The organism is Candidatus Krumholzibacteriia bacterium, from assembly GCA_035268685.1.
Lineage (GTDB): Bacteria > Krumholzibacteriota > Krumholzibacteriia > JAJRXK01 > JAJRXK01 > JAJRXK01.
Genome location: DATFKK010000136.1, coordinates 18,473 through 32,699, shown reverse-complemented (window position 1 = coordinate 32,699; position 14,227 = coordinate 18,473). Strand labels below are relative to the sequence as shown.

The window sequence follows — 14,227 nt, the reverse complement described above, 5'->3', positions numbered from 1 at the left end:
CTCGAAGAAGCGATTGCGTTCGTAGGCCACGTGCTCGGCCACGATGCGGATCCAGACCGGGCCGATCTTCGTGCGCAACTCGACGCGGGTACCGACCTCGAGGCTCGTCGGCGGCGTGATGATCTCCACCGTGTCCCACGGGGCCTGCAGGAGTTCGAAGGCGTCGGGACGTTCGTGGAAGGCGAAGACCTCTTCCACCGACGCGGGCAGGATGCTCTCCTTCACGAAGTGCACGTCACGCCCTCCGCGGCGCGAGGTGTCCGTGCGGACGTCCTCGCCGATCGAGACGCGGGCGGCCCGTTCGTCTTGCGCACCCGCCCGCGGTATCAACCGCGATACGCATCGAGCCGCTCCTCGAGGGCCTGCACCCGCTGACGCAGCTCCGTGATCTCCGCTCGCAACGCGGCGATCTCGGAGTCCCCCGTTGCCGGTCGCGATGCCGGGCGCTCCGAGGGCCCGCTGGCCACCCGCTCGCGGACCTCCGCCAGTTCGTCCGCCGGATACAGGTTGTGCGCAACGATCTGCCCGCGCCCGGGCGGGGTCAGCTCGAGCATCAGACCGCGCTGCACGAGTCGATCGACGACGGGCCGGAGCGCGTCGAGATCGGCGATCGGTTCCATGCGCGACGCCCGCGCCCGCAGTTCGCCGAGCGTCTGCGGCCCGCGCAGCAGCAGCTCGCCGAGCACGGCCAGCTCCGCGCGATCCACCGACAGCCAGTCGTAGGCCAGGTGTTTGTACTTGTCGGTGCGCCCCGTCCAGTCGATCAACTCGACCGCGCCGAGGTTGATCAGGTCGTTCAGCGTGTTCATGACGTCGGCGTCGTCGAGCGCGGTCAGCGGGTCGCGGTTGCTCTTCTGGTTGCAGCCCGTGACGATCGAATTGACCGTCATCGGGTAACCACCCGGCGTGGTCTTCGACTTCTCGACGAGCACGCCGAGCACGCGCCGTTGCATCGCGTCGAGCGGGCGCGGGGCGGCCGAGTGGGAGTCGGTGGAGTCGGACATCGTCGTCGGCGTTCCTTGGGCGGGAGGAAACGGGGTTCGCTCGTGGGGTGGGTTCCATGGTGAACCTCTGTGGTGGCGGCGTCGAGCCGGAAGTTCGGCGACCGCGCCGACGGTCGACGTGCCGCGAAACTCTCCCGGTCTCTCGCCGTAGACACATCACCTTCCCCCCACGACGAGGTCACACCCGACATGAGCGCGACCACCAGCCCGCCGCGGCACGGGATCTTCCAGTTCGGCGAGACGGTGCCCGGCTACGACATCCCCGTCCTGAACGAGCGGGAGATCCGCGCCGGTGCCGGGATCCTCTTCGTCCTGATGTTCGTCGCGATCCTGGTCGTGGTGCTCCAGGGGGACTTCACGCTGCTGAAGTACGCGATCACGATCTTCCTCACCGACATCCTGATCCGCGTTGTGGTCAATCCGCGCTACGCGCCCTCGTTGATCCTGGGTCGGTGGATCGTGCGCAACCAGACACCGGAGTACGTCGGCGCCGCGCAGAAGAAGTTCGCCTGGATCATCGGGATCGTCCTGGCCACGGTCATGTTCGCGCTGCAGGTCGTGGTGAACTCCTTCAGTCCGATCACCGGGCTGATCTGCCTGATCTGTCTGGTGTTCCTCTTCTTCGAGACGTCCTTCGGGATCTGCATCGGCTGCGTGGTCTACCGGGCGATCTTCAAGGAGAAGGCGCAGTACTGCCCGGGCGAGGTCTGCGAGGTGCGGGACCGCCAGGAGATCCAGAAGTCCTCGCTGGCGCAGGCCGTCGTGCTGCTGGCCTTCGTGGGCTACGTCGTGCTCGTCGCCGCGGTCTTCCACGACGACCTCGTGCAGCCGCCCTTCGACCTGTTCGGGCTCACCGACGCGCAGGCGGCGGGGTAGCGCCGCCCGCACACCGCGAGAGCGCCTCAGGCCTTCGGGCCGTCCCAGTGGCCGACACCCATCGATTCCAGGCCGGCCTTGCGGATCGGCTCGGAGGCATCGTTCAGGGCCTGGAAGCCGAAGTCGAGTCCGGCGATCGTCCGGAAGGGGCGCTCGCCCTTCGGCGTGTCGATGAGCCGAGAGAAGATGTCCACGACCACGTGCGAATCCGTCGGCGCATCCTCGTTCTCGAACAACCCGTTCACGGTCGTCTGGAAGCCCTCGAAGAACTCGCCGACGTGCGCGTAGTGCTCCATGACGTCGGTCCGTGAGCCCTGCTGGATGTTGCCCAGGAAGTTCGTGGCGAACGGTCCGGGCTCGACGATCACGACGTCGATTCCCAGCGGGGCGAGCTCGTAGCGCATGGCCTCGCTCATGCCCTCCAGCCCCCACTTGCTCGCGTGGTAGACCCCGAATCCGGGAAATGCACCGCGCCCGGCGGTCGAGCTGACCTGGATGATCAGCCCGTCCCCCCGTTCGCGCATGCCTGGCAGGACCGCACTCGCGACGCGGGCCGTTCCGACGATGTTCAGGTCCAGCTGGGCCAGGATCTCCTCGCTCTCGAAGGACTCGACCGGGCCGCCGTAGCCGTAGCCGGCGTTGTTGACGAGCACGTCGACACCGTCCATCGCGGCGACGGCATCGCGGACGCTCGCATCGGAGGTGACGTCCATCTCGTGGACCGAGATCGAGCCTCCGTCGGAGGGGACGAAATCACGCAACTCCTGCGCCTTGGCCGCGTTGCGGCCGTCGCTGGCGCGCATCGTCGCGTAGACCCGGTGGCCCTTGTTCGCCAGGGTCTTGGCGGCGTCGAGGCCGAATCCACTGCTGCAGCCGGTGATCAGGATCTTCTTGGGCATCCGTACGTCTCCACGGTGGAACGGGGGCCGGGGCCGGTCCGACGGCTCGAGTCGGGACGGGGCCCGTCTCACGCGCGGAATGGCACGAGCGGGGAAGACTACAGCGAAGTGCGTCGGTCGAGATGTGTCGGAATGGTCACGAGCTTCGCCGGACCTGGTCGGACTCGACGCCCCTCACGGCTGGAACTTCAACGCCACCGGTGCCTGCAGCTCCTCCAGCAACACGGCTTCGTCGCCGTCGTGCGTCTTCACGATGGGATTCCCGCCTCGGGTCAACCCTTCGAACAGGCCGGCGTCCACCAGGTCCCAGATCGCGTACTTCGCGCGTCCGTCGACGGTGATCAGGCCGAAGTGCCCTTCCGAACCGGCGGTGCCGTCGCTCTTCCAGGGTTCGTCGAAGGCCTGGAAGTAGAAGCAGGTCATGCCCGCCTCGCGGGTCCAGGTGCGCGCGGCGGCGTGGAACTTCCCGGCGACGTACTCGTCGGCGGCGCGGGTGCCGTCGGGCCCGTAGTACGAGTTGTCCATGCTCGCCCAACCCGTCTCGCCGATGTGGATCTCCTTGTCCACGCCGATCGACGCGAGGTAGTCGCGCACGGCCTGGACCTGGTCCCTCTGCAACCCGATCGCGCGCTCGACGGCCAGGTCGATCTGTTCGACCAACGGCAGCGTGGCTTCTTCGTCGTTCGACACCCAGCGCAACGCCGGGTTGTAGTAGGTGTCGTGGAAGGCGTAGGTGTGGAGCGACAGGAAGTCCATGCGCGTGACGAGTTCGGCCAGGTCGTCGTTGCGGTAGCTCTCCTCGCCGCCGAGCGCGGCCCAGTTCTCCGACGAGGTGATCAGGGTGCTCGCCGGGATGTCGCCGCGTTCGCGCGCTTCCTGCAGGTGCTTCACCCACCGCAGGATCACGCTCGACGGCACGTAGTGACCCTGCCAGGTGACCATGGCCTCGTTGCCCACGGCGATGATCTCCACGATGTCGGAGTACTCGGCGGTCAGCCGGATCGCGGCGTCGATCTCGCGCTGGTTGTGCGGCGTGTCGCCGGTGGTGTGGTCGGCGTTCTCGGTGAAGGCGTCCACGCACTGGATCCACACCCCGAGCATGACGGACATCTCGAAGCCCGGTTCTTCCTCCTTCAACTCGCGGATCGCCTGCAGGATGCGCTCGGTGTGCGGGTAGATCGTCGTGTTGTAGGTGCGCAGCAGGCCGATCCCCATGGCTGCCATGATCCGGAGGTCTTCCTTGGTCTGCTCCACGCTGGGCGTGTTCTCCACGCTGCGCGGGACGAGGCGGTGGCCGGAGTACGAGATGGCGGTGACGGCGGGGTTGCCGAGCAGGTCCTCGCCCGTGGATTCGCCGTCGCCGGAACCGCGGGAACAGCCGCCCAGCAGGACCAGGCAGACGAGCAGGACGGCGGATCGCATCGCGGGACGGGACATGGTCGGCTCCTCGGAGGGGATGTCGGTCCGTGGACTCTAGCCGCGGGCGCCGTCGTCCGGCGACCGTTTTCGTGCCAGGGACGGCGATTCGCCCCTTGCTCAGCCCTTCACTTCATGGTAAGAAGCACTGGCCGAGCCTCGGGGCATCGGCGGTTGCCCTTCCGGGAGTCTGGCTTCACGCGATGAAGTACAGTGACGTCGACGAGATGATCGGGACCCCGGCCCGGCTGGCGATCCTGGCCACGGCAGCGCGGCCACCGTCGACCGAAGAGGACGGTAAGAGCTGGAGTTTCATGGCGTTGCGGCGGGAGACGGGCCTGACCGACGGCAATCTCCACGTCCAGACCGGCAAGCTGGTCGACGCGGGCTATCTCGCGCGGGACCACTCGCGTCGGGGCGGGCGCACGGTCACCTGCTTCGAACTGACCGAAGCAGGACGGAGTGCTCTGCAGACCCTGATCGCGCGGCTGCGAGCGGCCGTCGAGGGGCCGGCGAGACCACGGGTCGAGGAGCGAGGCCCGAAACCGCCCCGGCGCGGGGAGCCGATCGACGATTCGCGGGTGTGGTAGCGCCACGAGCGCCCTGGGCCCGCCGCGACCCGGCCACGAGATCGACAAGGGAGCGCACGAAGGTGAGGAACGACCCATGAAGATCGCCATCGGTGCCGACCACGGCGGATTCCCCCTCAAGCAGACGCTCGCCGAGGCGCTGCGGAGCAAGGGCCACCTCGTGATCGACGTGGGCACCGACTCGACCGACGCGGTCGACTATCCCGTCTTCGCGCGGAAGGTCGCCGAGGCCGTCGCCGCGGGCCGGGCCGAGCGCGGGATCATGATCGACGGCGCCGGCATCGGATCGTCGATGGTCGCCAACAAGGTCTCCGGCGTGCGCGCGGCCATGGCCTACGACCTGAGCAGCGCGCGCAACGGCCGCGAGCACAACGACGCCAACGTGCTCACCCTCGGCGCCGGGCTGATCGGGGCCAACCTGGCGCGCCAGATCGTCGACGCCTTCCTGAACACCGACTGCACCGAGTCGCGGCACCAGCGACGCGTGGGGATGATCGAGCCCTCGTCGCCCGGATCCGCGCCCACCGCCTCCGCGCCGAGCGTCAGCGGCGTCGACCTCGACGGTCTGAGCGAAGCCGACATGGCCCGCATCGTCGATCGACTGCAACGCCTCCTCGGGTCGGTGCCGGGCGGCGCGTACCACGGGGGACCCTGTGTCGGAACCGCACCCGACGCCGCGCGCCGGCTCATCGACCTCGGCGCGCGCTGCTTCACGCACGGTCCCGATTCGCCCGGCCGCATTCCCGACGAACTCGCCCGCTACATCGACCACACCATCCTCAAGCCCGACGCCACGCGCGAGATGATCGACAAGATCGTCGCCGAGGCACGTGAGTACGGTTTCCGCAGCGTGTGCGTGAATCCCTGCTGGGTGAAGAGGGTGGCCGAGGGCCTGCGCGGGACGAAGGTCCTCACCTGTTCGGTGGTCGGCTTTCCGCTCGGCGCGAACACGCCCGACCTCAAGGGCATGGAAGCGCGCAAGGCGATCCGCGACGGCGCCCGGGAGATCGACATGGTCATCAACGTGGGTCGACTGAAGAGCGGCGACGACGACGACGTCTACAAGGACATCCTCGCCGTGACCGACGCCTGCCGCGACGGCAGCGCGGTGAGCAAGGTGATCATCGAGACGGCGCTGCTCACCGACGAGGAGAAGGTCCGTGCCTGCGAGCTGTCCAAGCGCGCGCGGGCGAACTTCGTGAAGACGTCGACCGGCTTCGCCTCGGGCGGTGCCACGGCCGAGGACGTGGCGCTCATGGCCTCGGTCGTCCACGGTGCCGGCATGGAGGTCAAGGCCTCCGGCGGGATCCGCAGTTTCGGCGACGCCAAGCGCATGATCGATGCCGGAGCCACGCGCATCGGTGCGAGTGCGAGCATCGGCATCATCCAGGAGGCCCAGCAGGTCTCCGTCAGCGACTAATCCAGAACAGGGAGACGTTCATGGTCGACCTCCGGGCCTATTGCGTGATCGACAGCCTGCAGCCGCAGTTCGCCTCGTTCCAGGCGACGATCGCGCAGGGCTTCCTCCCGCGCGTGGGGCAGGCGAGCCTGTTCGTCGAGATCGCGCCGGGCATCGAGATCAACCGCGTGATGGACATCGCGCTCAAGAGCACGAACGTCACGCCCGGCATGCAGATCGTCGAACGCAACTTCGGCATGCTCGAGGTGCACTCCGACAGCCAGGCCGACGTGCGCGCGGCGGGGCAGGCGATCCTCGACACCCTGGGCCTGAAGGAGAACGAGCGCATGAAGCCGCGCATCGTCTCCGACCAGGTCGTGCGACACCTCGACGACCACCAGTGCATGCTGATCAACCGCATGCGGCACGGGAACCTGATCCTGTCGGGTCAGACCCTCTTCGTGCTCGAGGTCGAGCCCGCCGGCTACGCGGCCCTGGCCGCGAACGAGGCCGAGAAGGCCGCCCACATCAACATCCTGGAAGTGCGAGCGGTGGGCAGCTTCGGCCGCGTGTACATCGGTGGTGAAGAAGAAGACGTCGAAGCCGCTCGTCCGGCTGCGGTGGCAGCCCTCGAGTCGATCACGGGCCGCGCGGCGAAGAAGAAGTAGTTCCTCGAAGCCCGGCACGACCACACGGGGCCGCCGGCCCCGATCCGAAGGGAAACCAAGATGGCAGACGCTCTGGGAATGATCGAATGCAGGAGTTTCGCGGCCACCGTCGAGGCGGCGGACGCGATGGTCAAGGCCGCCCGGGTCGACCTCGTCGGCTACGAGAAGACCGGCGGCGGTTACACGACCGCGGTCGTGCGCGGTGACGTCGCGGCGGTGAAGGCCGCGTGCGACGCCGGGCAGAACGCGGCCACGCGCGTCGGCGAGGTCGTCGCCGTGCACGTCATCGCGCGTCCGCACACCAACGTCGACGCGGTGATCCCGCTCGGTCGTCAGGCCGAGTCCGAGGCGGGGGCCTAGGTCGCAATGAATCTCGCGCGTGTTCTCGGACGGGTCGTCTCCTCGAAGAAGGAGTCCCGGATCGAGGGTCTCAAGTTGCTGTTGCTCGGCGTCGCGGGTCCCGACGGCGAGCTCACCGGCGGCAGCGTCGTGGCCGTCGACGCCGTCGGCGCCGGTGAGGGCGAGTACGTGCTCTACGCCTCGGGTTCCTCGGCCCGCCAGACGGCCGAGACCGACGGCAAGCCGGTCGACGCCGTCGTCATGGCGATCGTCGACAGCTGGGACATCGAGGGCGAGGAGCGCTACCGGAAGGGTGACGGCTGATGCAGCGCCTCACGGACGCACAGGTCGACCGCATCGCGCGGGAACTCGCGGGGCGCCTGGGCGCAACGCCGACCGGAGCGAGCGCACCGGCTCCGAGGCCGGCGCCGACGCCGGCCCCCGCGTCGCGAGACGTTCCCACGCCGGAAGCGCAACCGGGAGAGGGCATCTTCGAGACCGTCGACGAGTGCGTCGTCGCGGCCCGCGCCGCCTTCGAGGCCCTCGACGGGATGACCCTCGCCAAGCGCCACGAGATCGTCGCGGCGATCCGCGCGGCGATGCACCGCGAGGGCGATGCCCTCGCGCGACTGGCCTGGGAGGAGACGGGCCTCGGCCGGTACGAGGACAAGGTCGTGAAGAACCGCCTCGTCACCGACAAGACGCCGGGCCCGGAGATCCTCGTCCCCGAGACGACCACCGGCGACGACGGTCTCACTCTGACCGAGTGGGCTCCGTTCGGGGTGATCGGCGCGATCACGCCCACCACCAACCCGACCAGCACGATCATCTGCAACACCATCGGGATGGTGGCCGCGGGCAACGCCGTGGCCTTCAACGTCCATCCCGGGGCCGCGGCGTGTTCCCGGCAGACGGTGCAGTCGATCGACCGGGCGATCCGGTCGGTGGGCGGTCCGCCGAACCTGGTCACCGCCGTGGCGACGCCGACCATCGAATCGGCGACCGAGCTGATGGGGCACCCCGACGTGAATCTGCTCGTCGTCACCGGTGGTCCCGGAGTGGTGAAGGCGGCGATGAAGTCGGGCAAGCGCGCGATCTGCGCGGGCCCGGGCAATCCGCCCGTGGTGGTGGACGCGTCGGCCGACCTCGAGCAGGCCGGCCGCGACATCGTCCGGGGCGCGAGCTTCGACAACAACGTCATCTGCGTCGACGAGAAGCAGGTCTTCGTGGTCGACAGCGTGGCCGACGAGCTGATCCGTCACATGCGGGCCCACGGTGCGCACCTCGTCTCGGGCAAGGAACTCTCGGATCTCGAGTGGCTGGTTTTCGAGGGCACGCCCCGAGCGCGAACCCATGGCACCATCGACAAGAAGTGGGTGGGCAAGAACGCCGACGTGATCCTCGCCGAGATCGGCGTCCGGGCCCGGCCGGACGTGCGGCTGGTCATCGCCGACGTCCCCGAGGAACACCCACTCGTGTGGTCGGAACAGCTCATGCCCGTGCTGCCGATCGTCCGTGTTCCCGACGTCGACACCGCGATCGCGCTGGCCAGGGAGTCCGAGCACGGCTTCGGCCACTCGGCGAGCATGCACTCGCGCGACATCGACGCCCTGAGCCACATGGCCCGCACCATCAACACCAGCATCTTCGTGAAGAACGCGCCCATCGCGGCCGGGCTCGGTTCCGGCGGCGAGGGCTGCACGAGCTTCACCATCGCCAGTCCGACGGGGGAAGGCATGACCACCGCCCTCAGTTTCTCGCGCCGTCGCCGCTGCGTGATGGTCGACCACTTCAGGATCGTGTGACCGTGTACCAGGCTCTCGCACTGCTCGAGTTCGGCAGCGTCAGCACCGGACTGTTCACGGTCGACGCGATGCTCAAGCGCTCGCCGGTCGCGGTGCTGCGCTGCGGATCGGTCCATCCGGGCCGTTATCTGGCCCTGGTCGGTGGTTCGGTGGCGAGCACCGAGGAGGCCCACGGCGCCGGCCTCGAGGCGGGATTCCGGCAGGGCTCGTTGCTCGACGACGTGCTCCTCGCCGATCCGGATCCCGGACTCGCCGCTGCGGTGATGGGCGAGCGTTCGGCCCCGCAGGGCGATGCCGTCGGCGTCTGCGAAGTGAGCACCTCACCGAGCCTGCTGCGTGTTCTCGACCGGGTGCTGAAGTCGATGCCGATCCATCTCATCGAGGTCCGGCTGGCCGACGACCTGGGCGGCCGCGCGCTCGCCGTGTTCGACGGCCACCTGCCCGACGTGCAGGAGGCCCTCGAGACGATCGTGCACGACCTGAACGACCCCGACCGGCCCGGCGACGTCGGGCGTCTCGTCGCCTCGTCCACGATGCCCCGTATCGACGATGCCCTGCGCGACGTCCTGGGCCAAGGCACGCGCTTCGCGGCCTGCTCACACTGGACGCCCGCCGGCGCCGAGATCCTCGAGACGGAAGGATGATCCCGTGTTCCTGGGCAGGGTGATCGGCCGCATGGTCTGCAACATCGTCTACGAGGGCATGGAGGGCGTGCCCCTGCTGTGGGTGCAACCGCTCGACAAACACGCGGCGGCGACGGGTAGGCCCTTCGTCTGCGCCGATGGCACGCGCATGGCCGGGCCCGGCGAACTCGTCTACTGGGAAGCCAGCCGCGAAGCCGCACTGACCCTCGATCCGAGCTTCGTCCCCGTCGATCACGCCGTGGTCGGCATCGTCGACGACGTCCAGCTCGATGCCCCCGAGGAGCCGTCGTGATCCTCGCGCGCGTCGCCGGGCGCATCACCTCGACCATCCACCATCCCGACATGCACGGGCGGCGCCTGCTCCTGCTCGACAAGCTCGACGCCCAGGGGGAGCCGACGGGCGGACACGTGATCGCGATCGACACCGTCGGCGCCGGATACGGCGAGACGGTGATCATGCTCGACGAGGGCAACGGAGCGCGGCAGATCCTCGGCGGCGGGCGCCTGCCGGTGCGGTCGGTCGTGGTGGGGGTCGTGGATCAGGTGGGATGATCGGTCCGGCGTGACATCGGGCCCCGCGTGCTGCAGAGTTGGGGGCCCCGCGAACACTCGGAGGTCATCCATGCGCCGCTCCGTGATGATCGGCACCGGCTCGTACATTCCGACCCGACGGATCCGCAACGAGGACCTGGTCACGCGGGAGTTCTTCGCGGACTACGGCAAGCCGATCGAACGCGAGAAGAATCCACGCGTCGTCGAGACCTTCCAGAAGATCACCGATATCTCCGAGCGCCGGTACGTCGACGACGATCTCGTCGCGTCCGACATCGGAACGATCGCCGGGAAGCGCGCGATCGAGGCCTCGGAAATCGACCCTGAGACCCTGGACTACGTGATCGTCGCCCACAACTTCGGCGACATCCGCCACGACAACCGCCGCTCGGATTTCGTGCCCACCCTGGCCGCCCGGGTCAAACAGAGCCTGGAGATCGCCAACCCCGAGTGCGTGGCCTACGACCTGCCCTTCGGCTGCCCGGGCTGGCTGCAGGGGATCATCCAGGCCGACTACTACCTGCGTTCGGGCGATGCCACCCGGGCCCTGGTGATCGGTTCGGAGACCCTGTCGCGCGTGTGCGATCCGCACGATCGCGACAGCCTGATCTACGCCGACGGCGCCGGGGCCACCGTCCTCGAGGCCCGCGACGTCGGCGACGACCAGGGACTCCTGGCCCACGCCGTCCGGTCCGACACGCTGGAGCACGCCCGCCTGTTGTGGATGGGCTCGACCTACGACGTCAAGACCGTGTCCGACGGCCTCTACCTGAAGATGTACGGACGCAAGCTCTACGAGTACGCCCTGAGCACCGTGCCGGGTGTCGTGACGAAGAGCCTCGAGCGCGCCGGCATCGAGGTGGCCCGCGTGAAGAAGATCCTCATCCACCAGGCCAACGCGAAGATGGACGAGGCGATCCTCGCGCGCCTGTTCAAGTCCCACGGCATCGACGAAGTGCCCGAGGGGGTCATGCCCATGACCATCTCGTGGTTGGGCAACAGCTCCGTCGCCACCGTGCCCACGCTGCTCGATCTGGTGCTGCGCGGCGAGATGCCCGACCAGTCGATCGAAGCGGGCGACGTGATCGTGTTCGCGTCTGTCGGCGCGGGGATGAACGTGAACGCGGTGGTCTACGGCTGGGTGTGAGCGGCCGCACGGGTTCCTGCCCGGCTACTTCGTCAATCCGCGCGTCCAATCGGTCACCAGCTGCAGATCCGAGGTCTCGTTCGCAGCGACGGACCCGGAAACCGTGAGGAGACGTTCGCCGTCCGGGTGCATCGACACGTACACGCCGCCGGCTCCGGGCGGACTGACGGCCGCGAAGCGCTGCGGCGCGCCCGAACGGAAGGTGGACGAGCCGCCGTCGACCTCGACGAACCGCAGTTCACCGTTGGTGAGGACGTAGTAGATGCGCTCGCCGCGCGCGCCCCAGAAGGGATACAGGGCGGGCTCGCGGTTGATCTGCCAGCGTCGCTCGCCGCCGGACACGGGGCGGACGTAGACGTCCCACTCCGATCCCTGGCCACTGCCGTACACCATCCACCGGCCGTCGGGAGACACGGCGGCGCTGTAGTCGATGAGGGACGTTTCGACGAGGAGCGTCGGAGTTCCGCCGTCCACGGAGAGCGAGTAGAGATTGAAGTCGGTTTCCGGGTCCCGCTGGTTGAGGAGAACCGTGTTGCCGTCGGGGGTCACCCCGGTGGGGGCGACTTCGCCCTCGAACTCGTAGAGGACGGAAGCGTCGCCCGTGCCCTCGACCGGCCGGACCACGATCCGCGCCACGCTGTCGGCGAAGGCCGTGTACACCACGCGTGTGCCGTCCGGCGTCCATTCCGCCGCACCCTCGTAGCCGGGTTCGAAGGTGAAGCGGGTCCGCAGGCCGTTCTCGAGATCCACCAGCCAGAGATCGCCTTCGCCGGGATCGTCGCCGTACACCTCGACGACCGCCTGCCGCCCGTCGGGCGAGATCCGCGGCCGCTCCAGACCGCCCGGGTCGCCGACCCGTCCGAGCGGTTCGTCGTCGATCCCGACCCACTCCAGGAACTGCTCGGCCCCGCCGGTGCGGACCATGTACACGAGGCTTCCGTCATCGTTCGCCGAGAAGACGCCGAGCGCCGCGCCCGCGTCGACGAGGACGTCTTCGACCAGGGGAATCGGCTCGCCGAGGTCCGCGCTCGAGGGGTCGAAGGGCGTCGCGAGCAACGTTCCCTCGCGCACGCTCAGCAGATGACCGCGCGAGAACTCGGCCTGGGTCTGCGACCGGAGCACGAGCCGGGGCTCACCGCCGTCGAGCGATGCCAGGTAGATGTCGTGCTCGTCGATCTGCCCGCCGGTGCGGCGTGCGAGGTAGAGGAAGTGTTCGCCGTCGGGGAGGAAGCGCGGATGTCGGTGCGAATCGTGGCCGGCGTCCTGGTCGACGGTGGTGACCTCGACCGGCGTTCCCCCTGCCGACGACACCCGATGGATCCCCGTTCCGGCCGCCGGCGCGAAGAGCACCACGCCGTCGGCGTTCGTGGTGGCGCCCTTCATGTTGGCCGCGTCGCACAGCGTGACGGGCGGTCCACCGGCCACGGGCACGCGGCGGAGCCGACCGTCCACCGTGCCGAAGCCGATCGTGCGGCTGTCCGCCGACCAGAAGGGGTACAGACCCTCTTCCGTTCCGGTGAGAGGCGTCGAATGGGGATCCGCGAGACGGCGCAGGTGCAGGACGGCCTGCGACGAGCCCTCGCGCACCGCGAAGACGACCATGCTGCCGTCCGGCGAGACGCGCGGTGGACCGGGCCGCGCCGTCGAGAAGTTGTAGACCGCGCCCGGCGGCACGGGCATCGCCATGTTGTAGACGGGCGGTGCTTCCGGCCGCGCGACGAGTTGCCAGCCGACGAGAGTCCCCGCGACCGCCGCGGCGACCGTCAGTGCCACGGTGACGAGAGCGCCTCGCCTGCGGTGCGTCGGCCCGAGATCCGGGTCGTCGGGCAGGGAATCCACGACCGACGCCACCGAGCCCAGCAGCGAGGCGTCTGCCGCTCCGGCCTCGAGGAACACCCTCGCCTCGCCGATGTCGCGCAGTCGCCGCCGGGGATCGCGCTCGAGGCAACGCTCCAGCAAGCGGCGGATTCCCGGCGAGGTCTCCTCGGGAAGGTGGTCCCACGCCACGTCGTCCTTCAGCACCGAGGCCAACGTGTCGCTCACCGTGTCGCCCTCGAACAGTCGCCGACCGGCGAGCATCTCGAACAGGACCACGCCGAACGACCAGATGTCCGCGCGGCGGTCCACGCTGCGACCCCGCGCCTGTTCGGGGCTCATGTAGGCCGCCGTGCCCAGGATCATGCCGCCCTGGGTCATCGCCGCGGTGATGGTCGGCGAGTTCTCGATGTCCTCTTCGGCGGACGTCTCGCCGGTGAGCGCGCGGGCCAGACCGAAGTCGAGGATCTTGACCTTGCCGTCCTCACCGATCTTGACGTTCGCCGGTTTGAGATCGCGATGGACGATGCCCTTCTCGTGGGCCTCCTCCAGCCCGCTCGCGAGCTGACGAGCCAGGTCGACGACCTCGTCCTCGGCGATCGGCCCCCGGGCGATGCGCTCGGAGAGATCGGTTCCCGCGGCGAGTTCCATGGTCAGGAAGACGCGCCCGGCGTCTTCTTCGAGTCCGAAGATGCCGGCGATGTTCGGGTGCTGCAGCGAGGCGAGTACGCGGGCCTCGCGCCGGAAGCGCGCGAGACGCTCCGGGTCGGCGGTGAAGCTCTCGGGCAGGAGCTTCAGGGCGACCTCGCGGCCGAGCTTCGTGTCGCGGGCGCGGTAGACCTCGCCCATGCCGCCACGGCCGAGAAGGGCGGTGATCTCGTAGTGGGCGAGGGTCTTGCCGATCAACGGCGGGCTCCCGGGAGAAGGTGGGCGAGATTCGACGCCCCGATCATCCATTGCCCGCCGCTGGGGTCGCGGAAGTGCAGGTGTTCGCCCTCCGGGTTCCGACGGAAGGACGTCGGATCGTAATGGACGGTTGCGGGCCGGTCAATTCCGACCCGCGGAGCGAGCCC

Annotated in this window: 16 protein-coding genes and 1 pseudogene; 12 read left to right on the top strand and 5 right to left on the bottom strand. The window is 68.8% G+C overall.

Features of this window, described 5'->3' with window-relative positions:
• Positions 1-234 (bottom strand): TIGR01777 family protein (locus tag VKA86_13135; GenBank protein ID HKK72157.1); only part of this gene is annotated, 234 nt, incomplete at its 3' end.
• A gap of 92 nt (positions 235-326) precedes the next feature.
• Positions 327-1,004 carry a DUF480 domain-containing protein gene (locus VKA86_13130; GenBank protein ID HKK72156.1) on the bottom strand — a complete coding sequence of 226 codons (678 nt, stop codon included), beginning with the start codon at positions 1,002-1,004 and terminating at the stop codon, positions 327-329.
• Between the two features lie 189 nt (positions 1,005-1,193).
• On the opposite strand from VKA86_13130, the gene VKA86_13125 reads away from it, so the two are divergent.
• Positions 1,194-1,880, top strand: coding sequence for a DUF4395 domain-containing protein (locus tag VKA86_13125; protein HKK72155.1), 687 nt, complete (start codon positions 1,194-1,196; stop codon positions 1,878-1,880).
• A gap of 26 nt (positions 1,881-1,906) precedes the next feature.
• On the opposite strand, the gene VKA86_13120 is transcribed toward VKA86_13125, so the two are convergent.
• Together VKA86_13120 and VKA86_13115 are read right to left on the bottom strand one after the other, a co-directional pair.
• Positions 1,907-2,779, bottom strand: a complete 873-nt coding sequence (locus tag VKA86_13120) for an SDR family oxidoreductase (protein HKK72154.1) — start codon at positions 2,777-2,779, stop codon at positions 1,907-1,909.
• Positions 2,780-2,953: 174 nt separating this feature from the next.
• Positions 2,954-4,216 carry a glycosyl hydrolase family 17 protein gene (locus VKA86_13115; GenBank protein ID HKK72153.1) on the bottom strand — a complete coding sequence of 421 codons (1,263 nt, stop codon included), beginning with the start codon at positions 4,214-4,216 and terminating at the stop codon, positions 2,954-2,956.
• Positions 4,217-4,398: 182 nt separating this feature from the next.
• Between VKA86_13115 and VKA86_13110 the strand changes: the two genes are divergently transcribed.
• The 11 genes and pseudogenes from VKA86_13110 to VKA86_13060 all read left to right on the top strand — a co-directional run bounded on the left by VKA86_13110 (position 4,399) and on the right by VKA86_13060 (position 11,339).
• Complete coding sequence (locus tag VKA86_13110; protein HKK72152.1) at positions 4,399-4,785, top strand: transcriptional regulator; 387 nt, start codon at positions 4,399-4,401, stop codon at positions 4,783-4,785.
• Positions 4,786-4,861: 76 nt separating this feature from the next.
• Positions 4,862-5,272 (top strand): annotated as a pseudogene (gene rpiB / locus VKA86_13105) (ribose 5-phosphate isomerase B).
• Positions 5,273-5,524: 252 nt separating this feature from the next.
• Positions 5,525-6,205 carry a deoxyribose-phosphate aldolase gene (gene deoC / locus VKA86_13100; protein ID HKK72151.1) on the top strand — a complete coding sequence of 227 codons (681 nt, stop codon included), beginning with the start codon at positions 5,525-5,527 and terminating at the stop codon, positions 6,203-6,205.
• Positions 6,206-6,225: 20 nt separating this feature from the next.
• Entirely contained in the window at positions 6,226-6,852 is a 627-nt protein-coding gene (locus VKA86_13095) for a hypothetical protein (GenBank protein ID HKK72150.1), read from the top strand.
• A gap of 60 nt (positions 6,853-6,912) precedes the next feature.
• Positions 6,913-7,212, top strand: coding sequence for a BMC domain-containing protein (locus VKA86_13090; GenBank protein ID HKK72149.1), 300 nt, complete (start codon positions 6,913-6,915; stop codon positions 7,210-7,212).
• Positions 7,213-7,218: 6 nt separating this feature from the next.
• Positions 7,219-7,515: a EutN/CcmL family microcompartment protein gene (locus tag VKA86_13085; protein HKK72148.1), complete on the top strand. Its 297-nt coding sequence runs from the start codon at positions 7,219-7,221 to the stop codon at positions 7,513-7,515.
• Positions 7,515-8,996: an aldehyde dehydrogenase family protein gene (locus VKA86_13080; protein ID HKK72147.1), complete on the top strand. Its 1,482-nt coding sequence runs from the start codon at positions 7,515-7,517 to the stop codon at positions 8,994-8,996. The genes VKA86_13085 and VKA86_13080 overlap by 1 nt, the downstream gene beginning before the upstream one ends.
• Positions 8,997-8,998: 2 nt before the next feature.
• Positions 8,999-9,640, top strand: coding sequence for a BMC domain-containing protein (locus tag VKA86_13075; protein HKK72146.1), 642 nt, complete (start codon positions 8,999-9,001; stop codon positions 9,638-9,640).
• A 4-nt stretch (positions 9,641-9,644) separates the two neighbouring features.
• Complete coding sequence (locus tag VKA86_13070) at positions 9,645-9,932, top strand: EutN/CcmL family microcompartment protein (protein HKK72145.1); 288 nt, start codon at positions 9,645-9,647, stop codon at positions 9,930-9,932.
• Entirely contained in the window at positions 9,929-10,192 is a 264-nt protein-coding gene (locus VKA86_13065; GenBank protein HKK72144.1) for a EutN/CcmL family microcompartment protein, read from the top strand. Before VKA86_13070 ends, VKA86_13065 begins: the two co-directional genes overlap by 4 nt.
• 70 nt (positions 10,193-10,262) lie before the next feature.
• Positions 10,263-11,339: a ketoacyl-ACP synthase III gene (locus tag VKA86_13060; GenBank protein ID HKK72143.1), complete on the top strand. Its 1,077-nt coding sequence runs from the start codon at positions 10,263-10,265 to the stop codon at positions 11,337-11,339.
• A 24-nt stretch (positions 11,340-11,363) separates the two neighbouring features.
• On the opposite strand, the gene VKA86_13055 is transcribed toward VKA86_13060, so the two are convergent.
• Entirely contained in the window at positions 11,364-14,060 is a 2,697-nt protein-coding gene (locus VKA86_13055; GenBank protein ID HKK72142.1) for a protein kinase, read from the bottom strand.
• Positions 14,061-14,227 lie beyond the last annotated feature (167 nt).

Coding starts and splice junctions, on each gene's coding strand:
- VKA86_13125 (HKK72155.1), top strand. CDS start 1,194: ATGAGCGCGACCACCAGCCCGCCGCGGCACGGGATCTTCCAGTTCGGC.
- VKA86_13095 (HKK72150.1), top strand. CDS start 6,226: ATGGTCGACCTCCGGGCCTATTGCGTGATCGACAGCCTGCAGCCGCAG.
- VKA86_13130 (HKK72156.1), bottom strand. CDS start 1,004: ATGTCCGACTCCACCGACTCCCACTCGGCCGCCCCGCGCCCGCTCGAC.
- VKA86_13110 (HKK72152.1), top strand. CDS start 4,399: ATGAAGTACAGTGACGTCGACGAGATGATCGGGACCCCGGCCCGGCTG.
- VKA86_13120 (HKK72154.1), bottom strand. CDS start 2,779: ATGCCCAAGAAGATCCTGATCACCGGCTGCAGCAGTGGATTCGGCCTC.
- VKA86_13060 (HKK72143.1), top strand. CDS start 10,263: ATGCGCCGCTCCGTGATGATCGGCACCGGCTCGTACATTCCGACCCGA.
- VKA86_13115 (HKK72153.1), bottom strand. CDS start 4,216: ATGTCCCGTCCCGCGATGCGATCCGCCGTCCTGCTCGTCTGCCTGGTC.
- VKA86_13085 (HKK72148.1), top strand. CDS start 7,219: ATGAATCTCGCGCGTGTTCTCGGACGGGTCGTCTCCTCGAAGAAGGAG.
- VKA86_13080 (HKK72147.1), top strand. CDS start 7,515: ATGCAGCGCCTCACGGACGCACAGGTCGACCGCATCGCGCGGGAACTC.
- VKA86_13090 (HKK72149.1), top strand. CDS start 6,913: ATGGCAGACGCTCTGGGAATGATCGAATGCAGGAGTTTCGCGGCCACC.